The organism is Brevibacterium sp. K72 (assembly GCF_050562175.1).
Classification (GTDB): domain Bacteria; phylum Actinomycetota; class Actinomycetes; order Actinomycetales; family Brevibacteriaceae; genus Brevibacterium; species Brevibacterium casei.
In genome coordinates, this window is record NZ_CP191582.1 from 3,774,055 (window position 1) to 3,798,022 (window position 23,968).

Here is a 23,968-nt window from a genome sequence, read left to right on the forward strand (position 1 = left end):
CCTCATGACCCGCCTGACCCTGCTCACGCTCGGCTGGGCAGATGACGACCAGGCATCTCCGGGAGGCCGTGCCCTCCCCCGACGCACCGCTGGTCACCGCCGGCGGACCGTCACCGGCCCCGGTTCGGGCTTTTCCCCTGCGCGAACCGACCGTGACCGCCCTGATCGCGGAGACGTCCCCGGCTGGGTGCTCATCACCCTGATGACCGCCGGGCTCGTCGTCGCCCTGTGGGCACTCGCCGGTGAGGCCTTCACGACGATGTTCGAGGACGCGATGAACAAGGTCAGAGGTGCCGGGTGAGCCCACCGTCGCGCCGAGACCGCTGCGAGGGCGGCGACACCGGGTCAGCGATCGCGGAGTTCGCTCTCGTCGCCTCCCTTCTCTCCCTCGTCCTCGCCGGTGCGCTGCAGATCGGCTTGGTCATCCACGTCCGCAACACCGTCATCGATTCGGCCATCGCCGGAGCCAGGCAGGCCGGGCTCGCCGACCAGACCGCGAGCGACGGGAGACGACTGACCGCCGAGCTCATCACCACGTCCCTCGGCAGCCGATACGCCGAGAAGATCACTGTGGCCTCGGAGAGCCGGGACGGAGTCGAGATCGTCGAGGTCAGTGTCCGCACACCGCTGCCGGTCGTCGGACTCTGGGGGCCCGCCGAGGTGTGGGAGCTGAGCGGACGGTCCCTCGTCGAGGACGTCGACCGTGACTGAGGTCGTCGACAGGGCCGCCGATCGGGCGGACTCGGGAACCGCCGTCGTTGAGTTCATCTTCGCCGCGGTCGTCCTGCTCATTCCCGTCGTCTACCTCATGCTCGCGCTCTCCCAGCTGCAGGCCGCCAGCTACGCCACCACCTCGGCGGCGGTATCGGCCTCCCGGATCGCAGCGAGGGATGCGAACCCCTCGGAACAGCGCGCCGAGGATGTCGCCGCCATGCACTTCGCCGACTTCGGGCTCCGCGACGTCCCCATCTCGATCGCCTACTCATGCTCGGGACCCTGTGGACAAGCAGGCTCGCTCGTCACCGCCACCGTCGAGACGAAGGTCCCGCTGCCGGGGATTCCCCTGCTCTTCGGATCCGCGAACTCCCCGCACATCACCATGCGGGCCTCGCACACCGACGTCGTCGCAACCTCGGGAGAGGGGTGAGCCGTGGAGTCTGCACGCACCGCAGACGCGGTATCGGTCGACCGGCACGGGTCGGACCGCGGGTCGATCACGCCGCTGGCCATCGGATTCGTCGTCATCGCTCTCCTGCTGGCGTTCCTCATCGCTGCCCTCACCGATCTCCATATGGCCCGGCGGGAACTCCAGGCGGTGGCGGACTCCGCGGCACTGGCCGCCTCCGATTCCTTCGAGCCCGCCCCGGGTGACGACCCCGGACTCGTGTTCTCTCCGGACGCCGCCGAACGCGCAGCCGTCCGCTACGTCGCCTCCGTCGACACCCCCGACGACCTGCGCAACATCGGCGTCGACGCCGACGTCGACGGCGAACACTCGGTGGTCATCCGCCTCCGCGCCGACTACATCCCAGCGGTTCTCTCCCCCTTCGTTCCCCGCTTCATCGACCTCAGCGCCACCGCCTACGCGCGAGGGTCGCTGCGGATCTCCTGACTCGGCGATCGCAGTACCAGCGCTCCTCTGCCACCCGACGGCGACTGGTGCTCGATTCCCTGTGGATAGCGATCCCACTCGTGAGCCCGAACCCTGTGGACGCTCAGCGGGAATCCACAGGGGTGCGGAACGGGGTTGGCACCGCGGTACTGGTCGGCAACGCTGTGACGATGAGGACGACCGGAGTGCTCCAGACCATCGATCGCAGCGCCCACGTTCGCACCGACATCCTCGATGCCGACGGCGATCTGCCGCTGCTCGACGTCCTCTCGACCGTCCTCGGCAGACCTGTTTCCGTCGACGAGGTGGGCGCCGCCGATCGTCCTGGCGACCTCCCGTCGGCGGACCCTGACATGGCCGAGGGCGAGCGCCACAGCATCCGCACACCGACGTGGGCCGAGTGGCGGGCGGACCACCCGGTCACCGTGATCGGCGCCCACCGGTTCCAACGCGGGAGCGGACCGACGAGCGTCGCGGTCGTCGCCGGTCCGGATTCGGGGTTCGATCTGCACATCGATCCCAGGACGACCCTGCTCAGCCGCGTCCCGACCGACGGAGCGCTCCTCCTCGCCGATCCCTGTCTCTCCCGCTCGCCCACCCTCCTCGATCTCGGCGCCTCAGGGACCCACACCGTGATCGGATCCTCGATCGTCGTTCCCGGATCCGTCCTCGACCGGGTCGGGCGCGGTGCACCGCCCCCTCCGCCGTCAGGAATCGGTGGACGCGACACCGTCCACGTCGCCCCGGCCGCGGTCGAGGAGCCGCGCCCGGCCCGGCCCCCGCAGTGGTGGGCATTCCTCATCCCGATCGGAATCGGCATCGCCCTCGCCCTGCTCACGGGCATGTGGTGGTTCCTCGTCTTCAGCCTGTCTGCGCCCCTGTCCGGTTACCTTGCCCACATCGTCGAGAAGCGTCGATTCACGCGCGAGAGCGCCCAACACCTCGTCGACACCGCTCTCGCGCTCGACGCGGCCGTCACCCGTGCCGAGGGCCTCGTCGGCGCACGCCGTCGTGACGCCATGGAGATCCCCGGACTGTGCCTCGGGTTCGGGTCGAGCATCAGTCGCATCAGCATCGCACCGGAGTTGGCCGACCGCATCGATCACTTCGACGAGCACGCCGTCATCGCAGACACTCCGATCTCGGTCGACCCGCGAGTGACCTCGATCGTCGTCACCGGCGAGCACGACCTCCTGCTGTCGATGCTCCTGGCCTGGCTTGCCGATCGGCGGTGGGAATGGAGACTTTCGGCGAACCTCGCACGCCGCCCCGAACTCGTCGGGTTCGCTGCCGCCTCCGGGACCGCAACGGCCACCGACCCTCGCACGTCAGCGGAAATCGCCCTCGACATCGACAGCACCGGAACATGCGCCATCCTCCGTCTGGAGGCACCCGCACCGACCGCCACGGTCGCCTTCGTACTCAGCAGGCTCGGCCGGGCCCGGACGACGACGTCGACGGCCCCCGACGGCCCGGTCCCGGGGAGGCAGTTCACTGCCAGCCTCATGCCGCCGGGCCGGTTTCACAGCCTCGTGTCCGGCAGCTCACCGCCGGCGACGGCAGTCGACCTCCACCACGGTCTCGGAGACCACTACGACGACTCTCCGTCGTCGATCATCGGTCGGTGGAACGCACGATCCCACCGTCCCGTGATCGTCGGAAGAGGACCCGCGGGCACGGTGAGCATCGACCTCTTCCGGGACGGACCCCATGCCCTCGTCGCGGGCACGACAGGCAGCGGGAAGTCGCTTCTCCTCCAGACCTGGCTCCTGGGCCTGGCGCTCGAGCACCCTCCCGACCAGGTCGCGTTCATCCTCATCGACTTCAAGGGAGGAGCCACCTTCGCGCCGCTTGAAGCGCTGCCTCACACCGACAGCGTCCTCGACGACTTCGACTCCGCCGCCGCCTTCCGCGCGCTCGTCTCCGTTCGGGCGGAGATCACGCGCCGTGAGCGACTGCTCGCCGCCCATGGCTGCGCCTCGATCGACGACCTCGCCGACCCTCCACCCCGCCTCGTCGTCGTCATCGACGAATTCCATGCCCTCATGTCGACCCACCCCCGTGCCGCCGACCTCCTCGAACATCTCACCGCCCTCGGGCGGTCGCTGGGCGTCCACCTCATCCTCGCCACCCAGCGGCCGCTTGGCATCGTCACCGGTCAGATGAAGGCGAACATCAACATCCGGATCTGCCTGCGGGTCCGCGACGACGCTGACTCCCTCGACGTCATCGGAGTTCCCGACGCCGCCCACCTGCCGCCGGGGTGCCCTGGGACAGCGCTGCTCGATGCCGGATCCTCTCTCACCCGTTTCCGCGTGGCTGTCCCCTTCGCCGAGGCGGTCGCCGACCCCGGCCCGCACCGCCTGCGACTGCGACCGTGGAGTCCCGGGTGCGACGCCGGGTCGACCACCGGCGATGTCCGGGGGATATCGGTCGACCGCCTCGTCGACGCCCACCGTCGTGCCTCACCGACGACGGCGGTGAGGCAGGGTCGAGTGGTGCGCCCGCCTCTGCCCGAGACCGATGGAGTCGCCGCTCGAGCGGCAAGCCTCGACGGGTCGGCAGCAGGCCGGGACCAGTTGGCACCGCGACCGCCGTTCACGGGAATCGTCGACATTCCCGCCGAACAGAGTCAGTACGTATGGACCTTTGATCCACACGTCGACGGCTCGGTCGCCGTCATCGGGGATCCCGGCTCCGACGTCGCCGCAGCTCTCGCACAGATGGCGGCCAGTGCCTCGGTTACCCATCGCATCGTCGCCCTCGGTCGCATCGCCGAGATCATCGACTGGGCGGCGATCCGATGCGGGACGGCCTCAGGATGGCGGCTCCATGTCGTCATCGATCACCTTTCCCGGACGACCGAGAGTGCGAGCAGGCCGGAGCCGACGCTCGTCGTCTGCGACCACTGGAGCGAACTCGTCGACTCCCTCGACCACCGAACGGCGGGAGCCCTCGAGCGTCTCCTCGCCCACGCGGCGGGCTTCGGCCTCACCTTCCTCCTCGCCGGATGTCGTTCGGCGCTGCTGAGCACGTCGACCTTCCCGACGAGAGTGACCTTCCCACCGAGCAACGGCGGCGACGGACTGAGTGTCGGGCTCTCCCGGCAGCGCTTCCTCGGGACATGGCCGCGCCTGCGTGCGGTCCTCACCGGTCCCCGCGTCGCGACGACCGGCAGCGAGGGCGCCGACCTGCAACTCAGACTCTTCGACCCGCACGCCCCCGACATCGGCGACGTCCCTGCCACTGGGACCCCGGCCAGTCGGACTCCAGCCTCTCGGCCCCCGGCCACCCAGGCTCATGCGGTGGCCGGCGGGTCATGCGCGAACAGGTCACCCCGGCTCAGAGCTCAACCCCGGTGGCACGGTCTCGACGATGACCGCTGCCTCGACGACGCGACTGCCGAGGCGATCCGCCGATGGGGAAAGGGAACGGTTCCACTTGGTGTCGACCCCTTCGGCGCCGTCGTCGACTGGGACCCTGCCCGAGACGGCTCCGTGCTCACCGTGCGCGGCTCCCCGAAGAGCGGGCGGACCGAACTGGCACAGAGGATGCTGGCGACCGGTCGGGACATCCACATCACCGACGATGCGCACCTGCTCGGCGACGCGGCCGCACTCGACCTCCGTGACGGCGGGCTCCATGTCGTGACGATGCCGGTGCGCTTCACCCCCGGGTACGGTTCGCCCCTGAGCAGAGCGCACACCCTCGGCCCGGTGCTGGTGATCGGCAGCCACACCCGACAGGACCTCAGTGATCTGGGAATCCTCGGTCTGCCTCCGCTCGACGGCACCCCGGGGACCGGATGGTTCGTCACCGAGGAGCGCACCCGCGCGGTCAGACTGTTCCGGGCCGCGGCGATGTCGGACCCGTCTCAGTGCGTATCGGCAGGAGGTCCCGTGAGCGTCTCATAACGGTAGAGTTCACTCGCCTGGCCGGCGGCGAGGAGCCGATCGGCGAGCGCGGAGACGACCGGCATCCCGCTCGTACCTTCGATGACGACATCGGCGTCGACCGAGAGCCTCGCGAGCAGCAACTCGGCGTCGGCGACCGCCGCCTCGAACTGCTCGGGTGATGCGTCGGCGACGTCCTCGCGGGTCTCGAACATCGAGCCGAGGATGAGTTCCGTCGCCGGCTCCTCCTCGGCGTTCCCGGGCAGGTTCGCCGAGGCATCCTGGGCACCGCCGACCGGTGCAGGCTCGGCTTCGCGGGCATAGGAGACGGCGAAGGCACTCAGCCCGCTCGCCGCATCGCTGCCGGAACCGGCCGCCGCGGAATCGCTCGTGAGCAGGGCCGCACCGTGGGCACCGGCGGCCTCGGAGAGGAACGCCGTGGCCACCTGACCGATCGTCAGCGGCGCGACCGCATCATCACGGTTGACCGCCGCGTACCACTGAGCGAACGCCTTCGTCAGCTTGACCGAGCCCGTCGAGACGATCTCGAGGTCCTCGGCGCGGCCGCCGCCGCTCGGCGGCAGAGCACCAGCGGGAACCTTGATCACCCGCGTCGTCGTCAGCGGCACGAAGCCGAGCGCCTCGGCGAACTTCTCCCCGACGCTTCCGGCCTCGACACGGGCACGGAGGTCAAGGCCTTCGAGCGCGGTGCCGGCGGTCTCGGCGGACACCGCCTCGAAGAGCTCACGCCCAAGACCGTGCCCGCGCTCCTCGGCGGCGACCTCGACGTTCACCCACGCTCGGTGCGGGTGAAGCGGGGATTCCATGATCGCTGCGGCACCGACGGGGACACCGGGGACCACCTCGGCGAGGACGGAGCGCAGCAGCGGCGAGTCGGAGGCCGGCCGGAACAGGGAGCGGGCCATGTGAGCGGCCGGAGTCGGGGCATCGGCGAACACCTCGTTCAGTCGCAGATCGTCACCGTCGGCAAGTGGTCTGATCGGCATGGGAAGCGCTCCTAGCGGCATGTCAGATGTTGATAATCTTGGCGTCATGACTGACTTAAGCGATCCTACCGCCGCCGCACAGGCAGCGGCCACGACCATCAACTCCGCCGCCGGGATCGACTCCCACGACATCGCCCTCGTCCTCGGATCCGGATGGGGTGGAGCAGCCGAGCTGCTCGGCGAAACGGTCAGTGAGATCCCCGCCGCCGAAGTCCCCGGCTTCCACGCCCCGGCCGTCGCCGGACACGGCGCGACCCTGCGGACGGTCCGGATCGAATCGAGCGGGAAGTACGCTCTCGTCCTCGGCTCGCGCACCCATTACTACGAGGGCAAGGGTGTCCGCGCCGTCGCCCACGGGGTGCGCACAGCCGCAGCCGCCGGCTGCCAGAGCCTTGTCCTCACCAACGGCTGCGGCGGACTCAACCGGAACTGGAAACCCGGCACCCCGGTCCTCATCTCCGACCACATCAACCTCACCGGCACCTCCCCCATCGAGGGCGCGAACTTCGTCGACCTCACCGACCTCTACTCCCCGCGCATGCGCGGCATCGCCAAGGAGATCGACCCCACCCTCGATGAGGGTGTCTACGCCCAGTTCTCCGGCCCCCACTACGAGACGCCCGCCGAGGTGCGCATGGCCGGGATCCTCGGCGCCGACCTCGTCGGCATGTCGACGACGCTCGAGGCCATCGCCGCACGTCAGGCAGGACTCGAGCTCATGGGCATCTCGCTCGTGACGAACCTCGCCGCCGGCATCCAGGAGACCCCGCTCTCCCACGCCGAGGTCATCGAGGCCGGTGCCGCTGCCGCTCCGCGGATCTCCCGGCTGCTCGCCGACATCGTCGGAAAGCTCTGAGACATGAGTGCCTCGACCGAACGCGTCGCCGACCGCTTCACGCAGGGATTCGACGCCGAGACCGTCCGCGCCTGGATCGCCGATGACCCCGATGAGGAGACCGCGACGTCACTGACGAGCATCCTCGCCGAGGCGGAGGCCGGGGATGCGGCGGCGCTCGCCGACCTCGAGGACCGGTTCTCAGGTCCCCTCGTCTTCGGCACCGCGGGACTGCGCGGGGAGATCGCCGCCGGGCCGAACCGGATGAACCGTTCGGTCGTCATCCGCGCCGCCGCCGGCCTCTCGGCGTTCCTCGCCGAGACCGTGGGACCGGGCTTCCGCGTCGTCATCGGCTGCGATGCCCGCTACAAATCGGCCGACTTCGCCCGGGACACCGCCGCCGTCGTCACCGCCGCCGGTGGTGTGGCCATCCAGCTGCCCGAGCAGCTGCCGACCCCGCTCACTGCGTTCGCCCTCACCCACTTACGGGCCGACGCCGCGGTCATGGTCACCGCCAGCCACAATCCGCCCGCGGACAACGGCTACAAGGTCTATCTCGGGCAGCGTCCGCTGCTCGCGATCGAGCCCGACGCCGCGACCGCCCGGGCGGGTGCCGGAGCCCAGATCGTCCCACCCGCAGATGCGCTCATCGCGGAGAGGATCGCCGAGGTGCCCTCCGTCGCCTCGGTCCCGCGCGCCGAATCCGGGTGGGAGCTCCTCGACTCCTCGATCGTCGACTCCTACCTCGAGTCCATCGAGGCCCTCGGGGTTCGCGCGAGCGCCGACCTGCGGATCGTGCTGACCTCCCTCCACGGTGTCGGTGCCGGAGTCGCCGAGGCGGCCCTCGCCCTCACCGGGTTCTCCGACGTCCACCCGGTGTCGAGTCAGCAGGCCCCAGACCCCGACTTCCCGACGGTGACCTTCCCCAATCCGGAGGAGGCCGGTGCGCTCGACGAGTCGTACGCTCTGGCCCGGGAGATCGACGCCGACCTCATCATCGCCAACGACCCCGATGCGGACCGGTTCTCGGCAGCGATCCCCGACGCGACGGCACCGACTGGGTTCCGGCAGCTGACCGGCGACGAGGTGGGACTCCTCCTCGGCGAGGACATCGCCGCCCGCCTGGCGGCCGAAGCACCGGCTTCCACCCCGCCCGCGCCGGAGTCGCAGACGACCCCCGTCTTCGCGAATTCGATCGTCTCCTCCCGCGGACTCGCGGCAGCCGTACAGGCTCACGGGTTCGCCGCCGTGCAGACGCTCACCGGCTTCAAGTGGATCTCCCGCGTGCCGGGGCTCGTCTTCGGCTACGAGGAGGCGCTCGGCTACTGCGTCGATCCGAGTGTCGTCCGTGACAAGGACGGCATCTCCGCGGCCGTGACGTTCGCAGCGCTGGCCTCACGCCTCGAACACGAAGGATCGTCGATCGAGGCCGAACTCGACCGGATCCGCTCCCGCGACGGGTACTACGCGACGGCTCCGCTGAGCTTCCGCCTCGACGACGTCTCACTCATCGCCGCGGCGATGGCGAAGCTGCGGGAGGACCCGCCGGCGATGTTGGCCGGCTCCCCCGTCGTCGCGGTCCACGACCTCTCGAGCGGTTTCGACGGCCTGCCGCCGACCGACGGCATCCTCCTGCTCTCGGAGTCGGATTCCCGGGTCATCGTCCGGCCCTCAGGCACAGAGCCCAAACTCAAGTGCTACCTCGAGGTCGTCGGGACTCCGGAGCTCGCCGAGGCGGCCCGAGCAGAAGACGACCGTGCCCTCGCCGCCGCCGGGCTCTCGGCCGGGAACTCCTCGGCGAGTGCGGCCCTGGGTCCGGCGCTGCGCGAACGGCTGTCGACGATCTCCTCGGAGCTCAAGGCCTACTTCGGGCTCTGAGCCGAAGCACGGTGGACACGGCGCATGGACCGTGTCCGTGCGGGTTCACCGTGCCGGCGGCCCTCAGTCGCTCAGCCCAGCGAGGATCGCAGCCGAACCGGAGAGGCCGAGACGCGAGGCACCAGCGGAGATCATCTCCTCGGCGGCTTCGACGGTGCGGATGCCGCCGGAGGCCTTGACGCCGAGGCGGTCGCCGACGGTCTCGCGCATGAGGGCGACGGCGTGGGCGCTCGCTCCTCCTGCCGGGTGGAAGCCGGTCGAGGTCTTGACGAAGTCGGCTCCGGCCGCCTCGGCGCGAGCGCAGACCTCGACGATCTGCTCATCGGTCAGGGCTGCCGACTCGATGATCACCTTGACGAGCGCATCGCCGCTGGCCTCGACGACTCCGCGGATGTCGGCCTCGACGGCGTCATAGTCCCCGGCGATCGCCTGGCCGATGTTGAGAACCATGTCGACCTCGTCGGCTCCGTCGGCGACGGCGCGCTCGGTCTCAGCGGCCTTGATCTCCGGCTTGACCTGGCCTGAGGGGAATCCGACGACGGTGGCGACGACGAGGTCACCGGTCTCCCTCAGCGGCAGCATCGACGGGGAGACGCACACGGCGAGCACGCCCAGTTCCTTCGCCTCAGCGACGAGGGCGTCGACGTCGGCCGGAGTCGCCTCGGGCTTGAGCAGGGTGTGGTCGATGATTGTCGCGACGTCGGTGCGGCTGGTCATGGTGTCCTCCAGAAGTGGGTGCAGGTGTTCGTCTGCGGTGTCGTGGGCTGGTCTCGGTCTGGGTCTACGTGATCGTCTCGAGGACGATCGAGTCGGCGACGGAGTCGGTGTCTCCCCCGATCTCGTAGGCGCCGACGAGGGACTCGAGCGCCCGTTCGAAGCGCTCCGGAGTGTCGGTGTGCAGGGTGAGCAGCGGGTCGCCGGCGGCGACGGTGTCCCCGGGCTTCGCGTGGAGTTCGATGCCGGCGACGGCCTGCACCGGGTCCTCCTTCCGGGCGCGACCGGCGCCGAGGCGCCACGAGGCGACCCCGACGGAGAGCGCGTCGAGTTTGGTGAGCACCCCGGACTCGGGGGCGAAGACGACCTCGGTGTCCTTGGCCACCGGCAGCGGGGCCTCGGGGTCACCGTGCTGAGCGCGGATCATCGCCGTCCACTTGTCCATCGCCCGGCCGTCGTTGAGCGCCGCGCGGACGTCGACATCGGTCTTGCCCGCCAGGCGCAGCATCTCCTCGGCGAGCGCCACGGTGAGGTCGACGACGTCGGAGGGTCCCCCGCCGGCGAGGACCTCGACGGACTCGCGCACCTCGAGGGCGTTGCCGACTGTCAGGCCGAGCGGCGTCGACATGTCGGTGAGCAGCGCGGAGGTCTCCACTCCCGCGGCCTTCCCGAGGTCGACCATCGTCCGGGCGAGCCGACGCGCCTTCTCGAGGTCCTTCATGAACGCCCCGGAGCCGACCTTGACGTCGAGGACGAGGCCCGCGGTGCCCTCGGCGATCTTCTTCGACATGATCGACGAGGCGATGAGCGGGATGCAGTCGACGGTCGCGGTCGTGTCCCGCAGGGCGTAGAGCTTCTTGTCCGCCGGAGCAAGCCCGGAGCCCGCGGCGCAGATGACGGCGCCGATGTCCTCGAGCTGGGTGAGGATCTCCTCATTGCTCAGTCCCGCCTGCCAGCCGGGGATCGCCTCGAGCTTGTCGAGGGTGCCGCCCGTGTGCCCGAGACCGCGGCCGGAGAGCTGCGGGACGGCGACGTCGAAGACGGCGACGAGCGGGGCGAGCGGCAGGGTGATCTTGTCCCCGACCCCACCCGTCGAATGCTTGTCCGAGGTCGTGCGCGACAGCGAGGAGAAGTCCATCCGCTCCCCCGAGGCGATCATCGCCTGGGTCCAGTGCGCGATCTCCTCAGGCCCCATGTCGTTGAGGAAGATCGCCATGGCCAGTGCCGCCATCTGCTCGTCGGCGACGACGCCGCGCGTGTACGCGTCGATGACCCAGTCGATCTGGTCCTTCGGCAACGGCTTCCCATCGCGTTTGGTCGCGATGACGTCGACGGCGTCGAATGCCTCTACGGTCACGTGGTCCTCCGGTCGTGGGTAAGAATGTGGTGCGTCAGTGCTTCGGGTGATCGTGCTCGCCGAGGCTGTCGGCCGTGCCGTCGTCGCCGGCCACGTCGTCGCCTCCGCCCCCGGCAGAGCTGTCCCCGGCAGCGCCGCCTCCATCGCTCGCGTGGCGGCCGATGTGCTCGCCGAGGTTGTCCGGGCCGAAGGCGTCGGGGAGGACGACGGCCATCGTCTCCCGACCTGCCGGCATGTTGAGGACGAGGTCGGGCCCGCCGTGCTCGAAGAGCAGCTGTCGGCAGCGCCCGCAGGGGACGAGCGTCCTGCCCTGACCGTCGACGCAGTCGAAGGCCACGAGGCGTCCGCCCCCGGTCATGAGGAGGTCGGAGACGAGCGAGCACTCCGCGCACAGGGTCACCCCGTACGAGGCGTTCTCGATGTTGCAGCCGCTGACGATCCGACCGTCATCGACGAGCGCGGAGGCCCCCACCGGGTAGGCCGAATACGGTGCGTAGGCCTTCTCCATCGCCGCCACCGCCGAGGCGCGCAGGAGGTCCCACGTGTCCTCGGTGAGGTCAGCGACCTCGACGCGCCGCTCGGGTTCGCTCCACATCGGACCGTCTCCGGTCGTCGGCTCAGACATCATGGCTGTCCTCCGCTCTCCTCGTCGCGTTCAGGCTCTCACATCTCCATCATCACGACTTCACGTACGGCACGCCTTCGGCCGCCGGCGGGCGAACCCGACCGACGAATCCGGCGACGGCGAGGATCGTGACGATGTAGGGCAGCATGAGCAGCAGTTCGTTGGGCACGGGCGTGCCGATCGACTGCAGTGTGTTGCCGAGGCTCTTCGAGAACCCGAAGAGCAGGGCCGCGAAGAGCGCGCCCTTGGGGTTCCATTTCCCGAGGATCATCGCGGCCAGGGCGATGTAGCCCTGCCCTGCCGACATCTCCTTGCCGAAGGCCAGGCCCGAGCCGATCGTGAAGAAGGCACCGCCGAGACCGGCGATGGCTCCGGCCATGATCGTGTTGCGCACGCGCGTGTAGTTGACCTTGATGCCCACGGTGTCCGCGGCCTTCGGGTGTTCGCCGACCGCACGCATCCGCAGACCCCACTTCGACCGGAAGACGAAGATCTGGAGGGCGATGACGACGACGTACATGATGTAGACGAGGATGTTCTGGTCGAAGAGCACCCGTCCGAGGATCGGGATGTCCGAGAGCAGCGGGATCGGCAGGTTCGGCAGCTTCTGCCGCGCGTTCCACAGCTCCGGGTTCTCCGTGAGCACCGTCGAGTAGAGGAAGCTCGTGAGGCCGACGACGAGGACGTTGAGGACGACGCCGATGATGATCTGATTGACCCAGTACTTCACAGCGAAGAACGTGAGCACGACGGCGACGAGCGCACCGGCGATGGGTGCGGCGATGAGTCCCGCATACGGATTCTTCACGACCGAGGCGACGACCGCGGCGAGGAACGCCCCGGCGAGAAGCTGGCCCTCGATGGCGATGTTGATGATGCCCGAGCGCTCACCGATGAGACCGCACATCGCGCCGAAGATGAGCGGCACGGACAGCGCCAGCGCTCCGGCGAGCAGCGTGGTCATCGGGATGACGCCGCCGCTGCCGCCGCCGGCCCACGCGAGGAACGCGAGGACGAAGACGACGCCGAAGGTCATCGGGAACCACGAGTCGAGGTGACGGCGCCCCACCGCGAACCACACGGCGACAGCAGCCATGGCCACGAGGACGAGCGAGAGGACGAGACCTGCGACCTTCGAGGGGATGACGAGGTCGGGGATCGCGAAGAAGTCACCGCTCGAGGCGATCCGGAACGTCGTCTCACCGGCCCGGCCGATGATGCCGAAGAAGATGAGCGCGATGAGCGCGAGGACGGAGTAGACGATCGGGTACTTCCACGCGATCGGCGCGAGCACCTTCGTCGGGGCCCCGGTCGGGGTGTCAAGAGTCTGTGCGCTCATCTCAGGACTCCTTCCGCTTGAGCACCGGCGCAGGCAGGTGGAAGATCGACCTCACGAGCGGCGGGGCCGCGATGAGCAGGACGATGACGGACTGGACGACGAGGACGATGTCGATCGGCGTGCCCGTCTGCGACTGCATGAGGTATCCGCCGGCCTTGAACGCACCGAAGAGGAGTCCGGCGAAGAACGTGCCCAAGGGCTTCGACCGGCCGAGCAGGGCCACGGTGATCGCATCGAAGCCGATCGACCCGGCGATGCCGCCGGTGAGCTTGTCCTCGGTCCCGAGCACCTGTGCGGCACCGCCGAGGCCGGCGAGGCCACCGGCGATGACCATGACGAGGACCGTCACCTTCGCCACGGAGATGCCCGCTGTGCGCGCGGCGTGGGGGTTCGCACCCACGGCCTTGAACTCGAATCCGATGGTCGAGCGCTCGAGCAGCCACCACACGAAGATCGTCGCGAGGATCGCGAGGATGAACCCGAAGTGGAGGCGGAAGGGCGGGGGCAGAAGGAGGAACATCTGCGCGGATTCGTCGATCGCGCGCGACTGCGGGTTCGCCGACTGGGTGTGCGTGAACCACGACTGCTTGAGCAGGTAGCCGAGCAGGTAGCCGGCGATCGAGTTGAGCATGATCGTCACGATCACCTCATTCGCCCCGGTCTTCGCCTTGAGGACGCCGGCGATGCCCGCCCAGATCGCACCGCCGATGATGCCGCCGAGCGCGGCGACGAGCATGTGGACGACGGGCGGCAGCGGCAGTGCGTAGCCGAGGAAGCCGGCGACCGTGGCACCGAGGATGACCTGGCCCTGGCCGCCGATGTTGAACAGTCCCGACCGGAACGCGAGCGCGATGCCGAGGCCGGTGAGGATGAGCGGGGTGGCGCTGACGAGGGATTCTGTGAGCGGGCGGATCGCGCGCTCAGGGGTGCGGGCGTTCCAGTCGAAGACGGCCCCGCGGAAGAGCGCGGAGTAGGCGTCGCCGACGGTGGAGAAGACCGTGGAGAAGAAGGCGCCGGGGGCGGAGAGGATGTTCTTCGCGGCGGCGACGACCTCGGCGTTGGCGACGGCGATGAGGACGCCGCCGACGAGGAGGGCGAGGACGATCGCGAGCAGGGAGACGAGCCACGATCCCGAGAGGATCTCCTGGAGGAGCGTCTGCTGCCTGCCCGGCTTCGCCTCGGCGGTCGGCGGCGGGGCCGGGGAGGGCGCGGCCGGGGAAATGTCAGTCGTCATTCGGTCTCCTCCGCCGAGGTGGTGGCTGAGTCTGGGGTCGTCGTCGAGGCGGCAGGGTCGGCAGTGCCCGTGCCCGCTGACGACATGGCCTCCTCGGCGGGGACACCGGCCATCATCAGGCCCAGCGCCTCCCGGGAGGTCTCGGGTCCGACGATGCCGACGATGCGCCCGGAGTACATCACGGCGATCCGGTCGGCGAGTCCGTAGACCTCGTCGAGTTCGGTCGAGACGATGATGCACGGGGTGCCGGTGTCGCGTTCGGCGATGACGCGCTTGTGGACGAACTCGATCGATCCGACGTCGAGGCCGCGGGTGGGCTGGCTGGCGATGAAGAGGCGCAGCTCGCGGCCGAGTTCGCGGGAGAGGACGACCTTCTGCTGGTTGCCGCCCGAGAGTGTGGCGATGGGGTCGGCGACGCTGCCGAGGCGGATGTCGAACTCGTCGACCTTCTTCTTCGCCTCGGCGGTGATGACGGAGGGCCGGAGGTTGAGGCCCTTCGCGTACGGGGGACGGTCGTAGACGTCGAGGATCATATTCTCGCGGATCGCGAACTCGGCGATGATGCCGTCGGTCGAGCGGTCTTCGGGGACGAAGCCGATGCCGGTGCCCAGCCGGTCCTTGACGCTGGCGCCGACGAGGTCCTTCCCGTCGAGGGTGATCGTGCCCAGGCGCGGTTCGGTGAGCCCGATGATCGTCTCGGCGAGCTCGGTCTGCCCGTTGCCCTGGACGCCGGCGATCGCGAGGATCTCGCCGCGTCGGACGTCGAAGCTGACGTCGTCGACGACGACGTTCTCGGCCTTGTCGACGACGGTGAGCCCGCGCACCTGGAACGTCGCGTCCCCGGGTGCGGCAGGGGTCTTCTGCGTCGTCAGGGACACCTCGCGGCCGACCATCTGGCTGGCGAGCTCCGCCTCGGTGGACTCCGGCGACGCCTCGCCGACGATCTTCCCGCGCCGGATGACCGTGATCGAATCGGCGATCGCGCGGACCTCGCGCAGTTTGTGGGTGATGAAGACGATCGAGGTGCCCTGCTCCTTGAGCTGGCGCATGATCGAGATGAGCTCGTCGGTCTCCTGCGGGGTGAGCACGGCGGTGGGCTCGTCGAGGATGAGGATCTCCGCGTCCCGCGACAGAGCCTTGATGATCTCGACTCGCTGCTGCGCACCGACGGGGAGGTCCTCGATGAGGGCGTCGGGGTCGATGTCGAACCCGAACCGGGAGGAGATCTCCCTGACCTTCGCCCGCGCCTCGGCGAGGTCGATGATGCCGAGGCTCTTCGTCGGTTCGTAGCCGAGCGCCACGGATTCGGCGACGGTGAACACGGGCACGAGCATGAAGTGCTGGTGGACCATGCCGATGCCCGCGGCCACGGCGTCACCGGGTCCGGCGAAGGTCACCGGCTTGTCGTCGATGAGGATCTCTCCCCCATCGGGGTCGTAGAGACCGTAGAGGACGTTCATCATCGTCGACTTGCCGGCACCGTTCTCACCGAGAATGGCGTGGATCTCGCCCGGTTCGACCGTGAGGTCGATGTGGTCGTTGGCGACGAACGATCCGAACACCTTCGTCATCCCGCGAAGCTCGAGTTTCACTGCTCGACGCTCTCCTCACACACTTGAAAACTGCAGGGCCGAAAGACTTCGACCCTGCAGTTTACCCCGCTGATCACTTAGGCGAGTTCTCCGACTCGACCTTGATGGTGCCGTCGATGATCTGCTGCTTGAGTTCGTCGACCTTCGTCTTCACGTCCTCGGGGACCTCCTTGTCGAAGTCGTGGTACGGAGCGAGTCCCACGCCTTCGTTCTCGAGGGTGCCGACGTAGGGCTCGGAGGTGAACTTGTCCTCGGTGCCCTCCTTGACGGTGTCCTCGACGGCGTTGGCGATCTCCTTGACCACCGAGGTGAGGATGATGTCGCCGTACTCCGTCGACTCGTAGCCGTCGGTGTCGACCCAGATGAGCTTGACGTCGCCGGCTTCCTTCGCGGCTGCCGCGGCACCGAGGCCGACGGGGCCGGCGACGGGCATGACGATGTCGGCGCCCTGGGAGATGAGCTGCTTCGTCAGCTCCTGGCCCTGGCCCTGGTTCTCGAAGTCGCCGGAGAACGAGCCCTCCTGCTTGGCCTTGTCCCAGCCGAGGAGTTCGACGTTCTTGCCGTTGTCGTCGTTGAACTTCTTCACCCCGTCGGCGAAGCCGTCCATGAAGACGGTGACCGAGGGGATCTGGATGCCGCCGAAGGTGCCGACCTTGCCGGACTTCGACGTGGCCGCCGCGACATAGCCGGCGAGGTAGGCCGCCTCGGCGGTGTTGAAGACAAGCGGCTTGGCGTTCTCCAGGGTGACGGGGTTGCCGTCGGCGTCGGAGAACGTCGAGTCGATGAGCGCGAAGTTGAGGTCGGGGTTGGCCTCGGCGGCGGACTGGATCGCATCCTCGAGGAGGAAGCCGACGCCGAAGGTGAGGTTGCAGCCCTGCTGGACCATGTTGTCGACATTCGGGGTGAAGTCCGCGTCGCCCTGCGACTCCGCGAGCTTCTCCTGGATGCCGAGGGTCTCCACGGCCTTCGTCAGACCCGCACGTCCCGACTGGTTGAACGACTGGTCGTCCCAGCCGCCGGAGTCGGAGACCATGCAGGCGAGGTAGTCCTCGGCGTTCGTGCCGCTGTCGCCGGAACCGCAGGCGGAGAGGGCAAGGGCGGATACGGCGACCATGGAGACCGCAGATGCGAGCTTTTTCAAGGTTTACTCTTTTCTCGAAGAACCGACACCGGCGACGGTGGAGGACCACCGGCCGACTCGTCACGAAGATGTGAAACCACTGGGTGATCGGTCACACTTCGGTGAGTTTTCGGCCAGTCTAATGCACGTGAGCCTTGTCTCACGCGCGTCTACCATCCGGATGTCCGACACCGATATGAAAACGCAATGTGGCGTCCGCCGTGCTCTACCCTTGACTCTGTTATGGCACATCTTCTCGGGGCCGAAGCCCTGCACCTCGAATACCCGACCCGCATCGTCTTCGACTCCGTGACCCTCGGCGTCGACACCGGGGACATGATCGGCATCGTCGGCCGCAACGGCGACGGAAAGTCGAGCCTGCTCGGGATGCTCGCCGGCACCATCACCCCTGACGCGGGACGCGTGACCTACCGCGGAGGCCTGCGCCTGGGGATGCTCACGCAGCGCGACGACCTCGAGGACACGGCGACCGTGGGCCACTCCGTCGTCGGGGACCGGCCCGACTACGAGTGGGCAGGCGATGCGAGGGTCCGCGACATCATCGCGGGCCTCATCTCCGACCTCGACTGGCAGGCGCCGATCGGCAGCCTCTCCGGCGGGCAGCGCCGCCGCGTCGCGCTCGCCGCGCTCCTCGTCGAGGACTGGGACCTCATCATCCTCGACGAGCCGACCAACCACCTCGACGTCGACGGCATCGCGTGGCTGGCCCGGCATCTGCAGAACCGCTGGCCGAAGAACTCCGGTGCCCTCCTGCTGGTCACCCACGACCGCTGGTTCCTCGACGAGGTGTGCACGAAGACGTGGGAGGTCCACGACCGCATCGTCGAGCCCTTCGAGGGCGGGTACGCCGCCTACGTCCTCCAGCGCGTCGAACGCGACCGGATCGCCGCCGCCACCGAGGCGAAGCGTCAGAACCTCATGCGCAAGGAGCTCGCGTGGCTGCGCCGCGGTGCCCCGGCCCGGACGTCGAAGCCGAAGTTCCGCATCGAGGCGGCCAACCAGCTCATCGCCGACGTCCCCGAGGTGCGCAACCCCATCGAACTGAAGAAGATGGCCACCGCCCGCCTCGGCAAGGACGTCGTCGACCTCCTCGATGTGTCCGTGAGCTTCGGAGACAGGAAGATCCTCGACGACGTCACATGGCGCATCGGTCCCGGCGAGCGCACCGGCATCCTCGGACCCAACGGCGCCGGCAAGTCGACCCTGCTCGGCCTCATCGCCGGAACCCTCGAGCCGAGTTCCGGTCGGGTCAAGCGGGGCAAGACCGTCGAGGTCGGCGTCCTCGATCAGCAGTTCAAGGACCTCGTCAAGATCGGGGGTCGTCGGGTGCGCGACGTCCTCGCCGAGGCGAAGACGACGTTCACGATCGAAGGCAAGGACTTCACCCCGGCTCAGCTGCTCGAGCGCCTCGGGTTCGCGCGCGAGCACCTCTCGGCACGGGTCAACGACCTCTCCGGTGGGCAGAAGCGGCGGCTGCAGCTCCTCCTTCTGCTCATGTCCGAACCCAATGTCATCATCCTCGACGAACCCAACAATTCGATGGGTTGTTCGTTCCGGACGCCTCGATTCTACCGTCGTGGCAGGGCAGCGTCACACCCCGTTGCTGGGTGTCGTACCCGTGCGAGGCGGGTTGTACCGTGCCGCACCGCGCTGGTCGGGAAGGGTGGTCGCTGATGGCTACACCTCTTCTGGGGGCCGAAGGGCTGCACTTGGAGTACCCGACGCGGGTGGTCTTCGACTCGCTCTCGGTCGGGATCGAGGAGGGCGACCGGATCGGGATCGTCGGTCGCAACGGTGACGGCAAGTCGAGCCTGCTGGGGATGCTCTCGGGGCAAATCGAGCCGCAGGCGGGTCGGGTGACCCGGCGCGGCGGCGTGCGGTTCGGCGTGCTCGGTCAGAGTGACGACCTCGATCCGGAGGCCACGGTCGGGTACTCGATCGCCGGCGACGCGCCGGAGCATGAGTGGGCCAGCGATGCCCGCATCCGCGATGTGATCGGCGGGCTGGTCCCGGATATCTCCTGGGATGCGGTGATCGGCCGACTCAGCGGAGGGCAACGGCGGCGCGTGGCCCTCGCTGCCCTGCTGGTGGGCGACTGGGAACTCATCGCTCTCGATGAGCCTACGAACCATCTTGATGTTGAGGGCATCGCCTGGCTGGCCGAGCACATGAAGCGACGCTGGCCCAAGAACAGCGGCGGACTGCTGGTCATCACGCACGATCGCTGGTTCCTCGATGAGGTCTGCACCGAGACGTGGGAGGTGCACGACGGCACGGTCGAGCCGTTCGAGGGCGGCTACGCCGCCTACGTGCTCCAGCGGGTCGAGCGAGATCGGATGGCCGCTGCGGCCGAGAGCAAGCGGCAGAACCTGATGCGCAAGGAGCTGGCGTGGCTGCGGCGAGGCGCTCCGGCGCGCACGTCGAAGCCGAAGTTCCGGATCGACGCGGCCAACGAGCTGATCGCTGACGTGCCGCCGGTGCGCAACCCCATCGAGCTGCAGCGGGTCGCGGTGGCCCGGCTGGGCAAGCAGGTCGTGGACCTGGAGAACGTGAGCGTGAGCTTCGGGGATCGGAAGGTTCTCGATGACGTGACCTGGCGGATCGCTCCGGGTGAGCGCACCGGCATCCTGGGCGCGAACGGGGCGGGCAAGTCCACACTGCTCGGGCTGATCTGCGGCACTCTGGAGCCGACCGAGGGTCGGGTCAAGCGAGGCAAGACGGTGCAGGTCGGCATCCTCGATCAGCAGTTCTCCCAGCTCGCCGACATCGGCGGCGACCGGGTGCGCGAGGTCCTGGCACGCACCAAGACCACGTTCCAGATCGACGGCAAGGACCTCACGCCGGCGCAGCTGCTCGAACGGCTCGGCTTCGCCCGCGAACACCTCTCGGCACGGGTCGATGACCTCTCCGGCGGGCAGAAGCGGCGGCTGCAACTGCTGATGCTGCTGCTCAGCGAGCCAAACCTGCTGCTTCTCGATGAGCCGACGAACGATGTTGACGCGGACATGCTCGCGGCGCTGGAGGACCTGCTGGACTCGTGGCCTGGCACGTTGATCGTGGTCTCTCACGACCGCTACCTGCTGGAGCGGGTCACCGACCAGCAGTATGCGATCCTCGACGGCGGGTTGCGGCACGTGCCCGGCGGGGTGGACGAGTATCTGCGGCTGCGAGCCGCACAGGAGCAGCAGGCCGTGACCCCGTCGCCGATGAGCGCTCAGAGCAGCGAGGAGAAGACGGCGGCGTCGTCTTCGGCTTCGGAGTTGTCGGGTGCGGAGCGCCGGGCGGTGCAGAAGGAAATCGGCGCGATCGAGCGCCGGCTGGAGAAGCTGTCGGGAAGCATCGAGCGCATCCATCAGCGTCTCGCCGACCACGACCAGAGCGACTACGAGGGCTTGCAAGGCCATACCGATGAGCTGCGCCAGGCAGAGGACGAGGTCGCCGAGCTCGAAGAGCGGTGGCTGGAGCTGTCCGAGTCGATCTCCTGACGGGCCAGGGCTTCCGTCCCGCATACATGGGTTCGCGCCTGCCGCTTCGTGAGTGACAGGCGCGAACTGTGTATCGGGGAAGGTCGGGTGGTTAGTCGAAGGGCGGATCGTCTTTCTCGGTCTCGGCATCGCCGTCGATGCGCCGGGCATCGGCGATGCTCAACTCGTACATCGACCCTCGCACGCAGTCGTCGAGGACGGGGCCGGTGAGGATGCCTGTGGCGACGTGGACGGTGACCCCGGCTCGGTCGAGAGCGTCGCCGGTGCGCAGGTTGGCCACGGGGGCTCGGCCGAGGCGCCATATCTCGGCGACGATCACGTCGGTAACCTCGCCCTTAGCGGCCGGGTCGAGGAGCTGGGCGAGACCGGGGCCTGTGTGGCCGGCATCGGTGAAGACGCCGTCCTCGGTCAGGCCACGCTCGTGCAGATACTCCCGGCAGTCTTCTGCCTGCTGGTTGGTCTGCGCTTCGCTGTCGGTCGCGCTGCGCAGGTAGAGAACCGCCTTGGTCATGACGCACCCCCTGCCATGATCGGGGCGGAGGAGACGCCCTGTGCCTGGCGCCGCTGGCGTCGCTCGGTGTGCTCGTGGATGCGCACGCGGGCGAGCAGGACCAGGCTGACGGGGCCGATCCAGAGCATCTTGAACGCTGACCAGATCGCGATGAGCACGACGAGGTTGAGCCAGCCCGGCCCGCCGTCACGGATGATGACGGTCAGCAGGCTCGCGGTGTAAAAGTATGGGATCGCGAGCAGCATTGCCGGGAGGCCCCACTTGAGGCCGTGACGGGTGCGGACCTTGTCGAGCACGATGTTGGTCGGCATCCATCGGCGCATGAAGATGCGGATGTGGATGCTGGCGAACCAGATGAGTCGGAACATGATGCCTCCAAGCACGTAACTGTGGTGAGGCAGTACGTGTGGAGTGTCCCGGAGGACGGCCCCGAGGGGGCCTACATGGTGAGGGGTGAATCTGCCTCTGTGCTTCTCACTCTACGCCGCACGTACGACACGCGGTAGCCCCCGTCGGCCGTGCTCGGTCGCTGGCGGTGCACCTTGCCCGTGACTGTCTGGGAAGGGGCACAGATCATGGCGAAGCTGGCAGAGCAGGCGAAGGGTGAGCAGCAGGCGCGGATGATGCTGTCGATGATCGCCGAGCCCGACGACGCGGCCACCGGCCGCGTCCTGCACCGAGTCGGCGGGGTCGAGACGCTGCGGCTGCTCGAAGACGACCAGGCCACAGTACCGGAGATGAACCGCGCCGATGCGATCGCCTGGCGCAACCGCGTCGCCCCGCGCATTGAGGGCGACATCCCCGCCCGTGTCGCGGATGCGGAACGAGCCGGTATATCCACGCTCATCCCGACCGATACGGACTGGCCGCACTCGCTCAACGACCTCGGCCCCCGCGCCCCGTACCTGCTGTGGACGCGTGGGGCGACATCGCTCCTTTCCGGTGCTCTCACGGATCGGGTCACGATCACCGGCTCCAGAGCCGCCAGCGAGTACGGCGTGCAGGTCGCCGGGCACCTCGCGAGCGATCTCGCGCACCACGAGCGCACGATCGTCGCCGGTGGCGCCTATGGCATCGACGCCGCAGCACACCGCGCTGCGCTGACCGCAGGCGGGAGCACGATCGCGGTGCTGGCCGGCGGCGTTGACCGCCCTTATCCGCGCGGCAACTCTGATCTGCTGGCCCGGATCGGTGATCTGGGGGTGCTGGCCAGCGAGGCTCCTCCGGGGGCGACGCCGACCCGGTGGCGGTTCATGGCCCGCGCCCGTCTGCTGGGTGCGCTGTCGGGCGCGACGGTGATCCCGGAGGCGGGCTTCCGGTCGGGATCGCTGCTGGTGGCGACAGAAGCGCACCGGCACAGCCGCGCCGTCGGCGCGGTCCCTGGCCCGGTCACGTCGGCGGCGAGTGCGGGTCCGCATGAGCTCATCAATCGCGGACGCGCCGAGATCATCACCGATACCGCGGACGTGACCGCCCTGCTGGACTCGCTGCATGATCCGGGCCGGCTGCTGAACCGCCAGGCACCTGGCCGGCAGCTCGATACCCCGCCGCAGAACACGGCGTCGCAGGAGGGGCCGCGCCTGTAGTGCGCCTCATGATCCTGACGGGCTCGGGCTCAGACTTGGAGGAACAAGTCAGCAGAGAGCCATCTCCCGGCGTGTACGGCAGGAACCGACATCGAGAGCGTCCAACCTGCACAAGGAACTACTGTGACGTCGTGTCAGCCTTAAAGCGGAGGCGGCGCGCTTGGTACCATCAGGTGTGGGATATCCGTACGAAGACCTAGCAGAGGCTCAATTTGAGGCCCTCGTTGTCCAGGCTGCGAAACTACTCCTGGGCAGGGGTGTTCAGGGGTTTGCCACAGGCGTGGATGGTGGCAGGGATGCTCGGTTTGAGGGGCTTGCAGACGGCTTCCCCAGTGCGGCACGACCGTGGGACGGGATTTCTATCATCCAGGCCAAGCACACTATGTCGTACGGCTATTTCAGCGACTCTGACTTTAGCGGTGGAGCCGCCAGTTCGGTGCTGGCCAATGAGCTTCCGAGGGCCAAGAAGCTCTACGAGAACGGAAAGCTCAATAACTACCTGCTCTACTCGAACCGATATCTCACAGCGAACGCCAATGAAAAAATCATCGAGATGGTCTCAGCTGAGACGGGCATCCCCAGTGAGAGCGTGCATCTTTGTGGAATCGAGGCTCTAGACGAGTCGTTTCGAATGGAACCACGGCTGGCGCAACTGGCCGGGGTAAACCCTCTCGACGGGCCACTTATCGTATCCAGTCGTGAACTTGCGGAAGTCGTGGAGGCGATCGCTGAGATTATCGATGACAACACAACTGGGATGCAAAGTCGTCCGCAAGAGCGCACTTCGTTAGCGGCGAAGAACGAACTCAACAGCATGACTGAGAAAACCTCAAGACGCTTGATGGGTAACTATGGCCACCTGCTCACGCAGTTCAAGGACTTCTTGGCCGATCCCGGCAATAGTGCGATTCGTGACCTCTACGATAGCTGCGCGGAAGACTTCGATCTCAAGATTTTGGCCCACAAAGAGGAGCATCACACGTTCGATAAGGTCTTCGGTCAAATAGTTGATCTATTGACTAGCAGAGATCCTCTTCTGGGCAGAAATCGCCGCCTGACGCGAGCAATGGTCTTTTACATGTATTGGAACTGTGATATCGGTGATACGGAGGTCGAAGCGGATGTTGTTTCCAACCAAGCATGACCATCCCGACCAAAC

General features: G+C 68.0%; 19 protein-coding genes and 2 pseudogenes. 11 read left to right on the forward strand and 10 right to left on the reverse strand.

The annotated features are described in order from the left end of the window. Positions 1 to 19 precede the first annotated feature (19 nt). The 5 genes from ACQ1RG_RS17160 (at position 20) to ACQ1RG_RS17180 (ending at position 5,526) form a co-directional block, all read left to right on the forward strand. A complete protein-coding gene (locus tag ACQ1RG_RS17160) occupies positions 20 to 301 on the forward strand; it encodes a hypothetical protein (RefSeq protein WP_373270485.1) in 282 nt (93 codons plus the stop codon). Continuing rightward, a complete protein-coding gene (locus ACQ1RG_RS17165; protein WP_009376027.1) occupies positions 298 to 711 on the forward strand; it encodes a TadE/TadG family type IV pilus assembly protein in 414 nt (137 codons plus the stop codon). The genes ACQ1RG_RS17160 and ACQ1RG_RS17165 overlap by 4 nt, the downstream gene beginning before the upstream one ends. Continuing rightward, positions 704 to 1,147: a hypothetical protein gene (locus tag ACQ1RG_RS17170; RefSeq protein ID WP_009376029.1), complete on the forward strand. Its 444-nt coding sequence runs from the start codon at positions 704 to 706 to the stop codon at positions 1,145 to 1,147. The genes ACQ1RG_RS17165 and ACQ1RG_RS17170 overlap by 8 nt, the downstream gene beginning before the upstream one ends. Before the next feature lie 3 nt (positions 1,148 to 1,150). Beyond that, positions 1,151 to 1,612, forward strand: a complete 462-nt coding sequence (locus tag ACQ1RG_RS17175) for a pilus assembly protein TadG-related protein (RefSeq protein WP_009376031.1) — start codon at positions 1,151 to 1,153, stop codon at positions 1,610 to 1,612. Positions 1,613 to 1,782: 170 nt separating this feature from the next. Continuing rightward, positions 1,783 to 5,526 carry an FtsK/SpoIIIE domain-containing protein gene (locus ACQ1RG_RS17180; RefSeq protein ID WP_162909123.1) on the forward strand — a complete coding sequence of 1,248 codons (3,744 nt, stop codon included), beginning with the start codon at positions 1,783 to 1,785 and terminating at the stop codon, positions 5,524 to 5,526. Here the strand turns inward: ACQ1RG_RS17180 and ACQ1RG_RS17185 are convergent. Then, entirely contained in the window at positions 5,487 to 6,512 is a 1,026-nt protein-coding gene (locus ACQ1RG_RS17185) for a GNAT family N-acetyltransferase (protein ID WP_009376035.1), read from the reverse strand. The genes ACQ1RG_RS17180 and ACQ1RG_RS17185 overlap by 40 nt on opposite strands. A gap of 46 nt (positions 6,513 to 6,558) precedes the next feature. Between ACQ1RG_RS17185 and ACQ1RG_RS17190 the strand changes: the two genes are divergently transcribed. Next, positions 6,559 to 7,368 carry a purine-nucleoside phosphorylase gene (locus ACQ1RG_RS17190; protein ID WP_009376037.1) on the forward strand — a complete coding sequence of 270 codons (810 nt, stop codon included), beginning with the start codon at positions 6,559 to 6,561 and terminating at the stop codon, positions 7,366 to 7,368. Between the two features lie 3 nt (positions 7,369 to 7,371). Then, positions 7,372 to 9,225 (forward strand): phospho-sugar mutase, encoded by a 1,854-nt coding sequence (locus ACQ1RG_RS17195; protein WP_063250526.1) that lies wholly within the window; start codon positions 7,372 to 7,374, stop codon positions 9,223 to 9,225. Positions 9,226 to 9,288: 63 nt separating this feature from the next. Here ACQ1RG_RS17195 and deoC read toward each other — a convergent pair whose 3' ends face one another. The 7 genes and pseudogenes from deoC to ACQ1RG_RS17230 form a co-directional block, all read right to left on the reverse strand. Next, positions 9,289 to 9,942: a deoxyribose-phosphate aldolase gene (gene deoC, locus ACQ1RG_RS17200; protein ID WP_063250525.1), complete on the reverse strand. Its 654-nt coding sequence runs from the start codon at positions 9,940 to 9,942 to the stop codon at positions 9,289 to 9,291. A 64-nt stretch (positions 9,943 to 10,006) separates the two neighbouring features. Then, entirely contained in the window at positions 10,007 to 11,296 is a 1,290-nt protein-coding gene (locus tag ACQ1RG_RS17205; RefSeq protein ID WP_009376049.1) for a thymidine phosphorylase, read from the reverse strand. 172 nt (positions 11,297 to 11,468) lie between these two features. Continuing rightward, positions 11,469 to 11,891 (reverse strand): annotated as a pseudogene (locus ACQ1RG_RS17210) (cytidine deaminase); the annotation flags it as partial. Positions 11,892 to 11,973: 82 nt separating this feature from the next. After that, positions 11,974 to 13,260 carry an ABC transporter permease gene (locus ACQ1RG_RS17215; protein WP_009376052.1) on the reverse strand — a complete coding sequence of 429 codons (1,287 nt, stop codon included), beginning with the start codon at positions 13,258 to 13,260 and terminating at the stop codon, positions 11,974 to 11,976. A 1-nt stretch (position 13,261) separates the two neighbouring features. Further along, positions 13,262 to 14,494 carry an ABC transporter permease gene (locus tag ACQ1RG_RS17220; protein ID WP_009376054.1) on the reverse strand — a complete coding sequence of 411 codons (1,233 nt, stop codon included), beginning with the start codon at positions 14,492 to 14,494 and terminating at the stop codon, positions 13,262 to 13,264. Next, positions 14,491 to 16,086 (reverse strand): ABC transporter ATP-binding protein, encoded by a 1,596-nt coding sequence (locus ACQ1RG_RS17225; protein WP_063250524.1) that lies wholly within the window; start codon positions 16,084 to 16,086, stop codon positions 14,491 to 14,493. The genes ACQ1RG_RS17220 and ACQ1RG_RS17225 overlap by 4 nt, the downstream gene beginning before the upstream one ends. A 73-nt stretch (positions 16,087 to 16,159) precedes the next feature. Then, entirely contained in the window at positions 16,160 to 17,227 is a 1,068-nt protein-coding gene (locus tag ACQ1RG_RS17230; protein ID WP_223289936.1) for a BMP family lipoprotein, read from the reverse strand. A gap of 222 nt (positions 17,228 to 17,449) precedes the next feature. On the opposite strand from ACQ1RG_RS17230, the pseudogene ACQ1RG_RS17235 reads away from it, so the two are divergent. Then, positions 17,450 to 18,769 (forward strand): annotated as a pseudogene (locus ACQ1RG_RS17235) (ABC-F family ATP-binding cassette domain-containing protein); the annotation flags it as partial. A gap of 131 nt (positions 18,770 to 18,900) precedes the next feature. Next, entirely contained in the window at positions 18,901 to 20,712 is a 1,812-nt protein-coding gene (locus ACQ1RG_RS17240; RefSeq protein WP_167560223.1) for an ABC-F family ATP-binding cassette domain-containing protein, read from the forward strand. Between the two features lie 91 nt (positions 20,713 to 20,803). On the opposite strand, the gene ACQ1RG_RS17245 is transcribed toward ACQ1RG_RS17240, so the two are convergent. After that, positions 20,804 to 21,223: a recombinase family protein gene (locus ACQ1RG_RS17245; protein ID WP_006214186.1), complete on the reverse strand. Its 420-nt coding sequence runs from the start codon at positions 21,221 to 21,223 to the stop codon at positions 20,804 to 20,806. After that, positions 21,220 to 21,591 carry a hypothetical protein gene (locus ACQ1RG_RS17250; RefSeq protein ID WP_006214184.1) on the reverse strand — a complete coding sequence of 124 codons (372 nt, stop codon included), beginning with the start codon at positions 21,589 to 21,591 and terminating at the stop codon, positions 21,220 to 21,222. The genes ACQ1RG_RS17245 and ACQ1RG_RS17250 overlap by 4 nt, the downstream gene beginning before the upstream one ends. A gap of 207 nt (positions 21,592 to 21,798) precedes the next feature. Here ACQ1RG_RS17250 and ACQ1RG_RS17255 point away from each other — a divergent pair, with 207 nt between their 5' ends. Then, positions 21,799 to 22,809, forward strand: coding sequence for a DNA-protecting protein DprA (locus tag ACQ1RG_RS17255; RefSeq protein ID WP_259788323.1), 1,011 nt, complete (start codon positions 21,799 to 21,801; stop codon positions 22,807 to 22,809). A 175-nt stretch (positions 22,810 to 22,984) separates the two neighbouring features. Continuing rightward, positions 22,985 to 23,953, forward strand: a complete 969-nt coding sequence (locus tag ACQ1RG_RS17260; protein ID WP_063250523.1) for an ABC-three component system protein — start codon at positions 22,985 to 22,987, stop codon at positions 23,951 to 23,953. Positions 23,954 to 23,968 lie beyond the last annotated feature (15 nt).

Bases quoted from the DNA above. Each gene is read 5' to 3' on its own strand.
- ACQ1RG_RS17185 (WP_009376035.1), bottom strand. From the start codon at position 6,512: ATGCCGATCAGACCACTTGCCGACGGTGACGATCTGCGACTGAACGAG.
- ACQ1RG_RS17245 (WP_006214186.1), bottom strand. From the start codon at position 21,223: ATGACCAAGGCGGTTCTCTACCTGCGCAGCGCGACCGACAGCGAAGCG.
- ACQ1RG_RS17195 (WP_063250526.1), top strand. From the start codon at position 7,372: ATGAGTGCCTCGACCGAACGCGTCGCCGACCGCTTCACGCAGGGATTC.
- deoC (WP_063250525.1), bottom strand. From the start codon at position 9,942: ATGACCAGCCGCACCGACGTCGCGACAATCATCGACCACACCCTGCTC.
- ACQ1RG_RS17255 (WP_259788323.1), top strand. From the start codon at position 21,799: ATGGCGAAGCTGGCAGAGCAGGCGAAGGGTGAGCAGCAGGCGCGGATG.
- ACQ1RG_RS17250 (WP_006214184.1), bottom strand. From the start codon at position 21,591: ATGTTCCGACTCATCTGGTTCGCCAGCATCCACATCCGCATCTTCATG.
- ACQ1RG_RS17180 (WP_162909123.1), top strand. From the start codon at position 1,783: ATGAGGACGACCGGAGTGCTCCAGACCATCGATCGCAGCGCCCACGTT.
- ACQ1RG_RS17240 (WP_167560223.1), top strand. From the start codon at position 18,901: ATGGCTACACCTCTTCTGGGGGCCGAAGGGCTGCACTTGGAGTACCCG.
- ACQ1RG_RS17220 (WP_009376054.1), bottom strand. From the start codon at position 14,494: ATGACGACTGACATTTCCCCGGCCGCGCCCTCCCCGGCCCCGCCGCCG.
- ACQ1RG_RS17190 (WP_009376037.1), top strand. From the start codon at position 6,559: ATGACTGACTTAAGCGATCCTACCGCCGCCGCACAGGCAGCGGCCACG.
- ACQ1RG_RS17215 (WP_009376052.1), bottom strand. From the start codon at position 13,260: ATGAGCGCACAGACTCTTGACACCCCGACCGGGGCCCCGACGAAGGTG.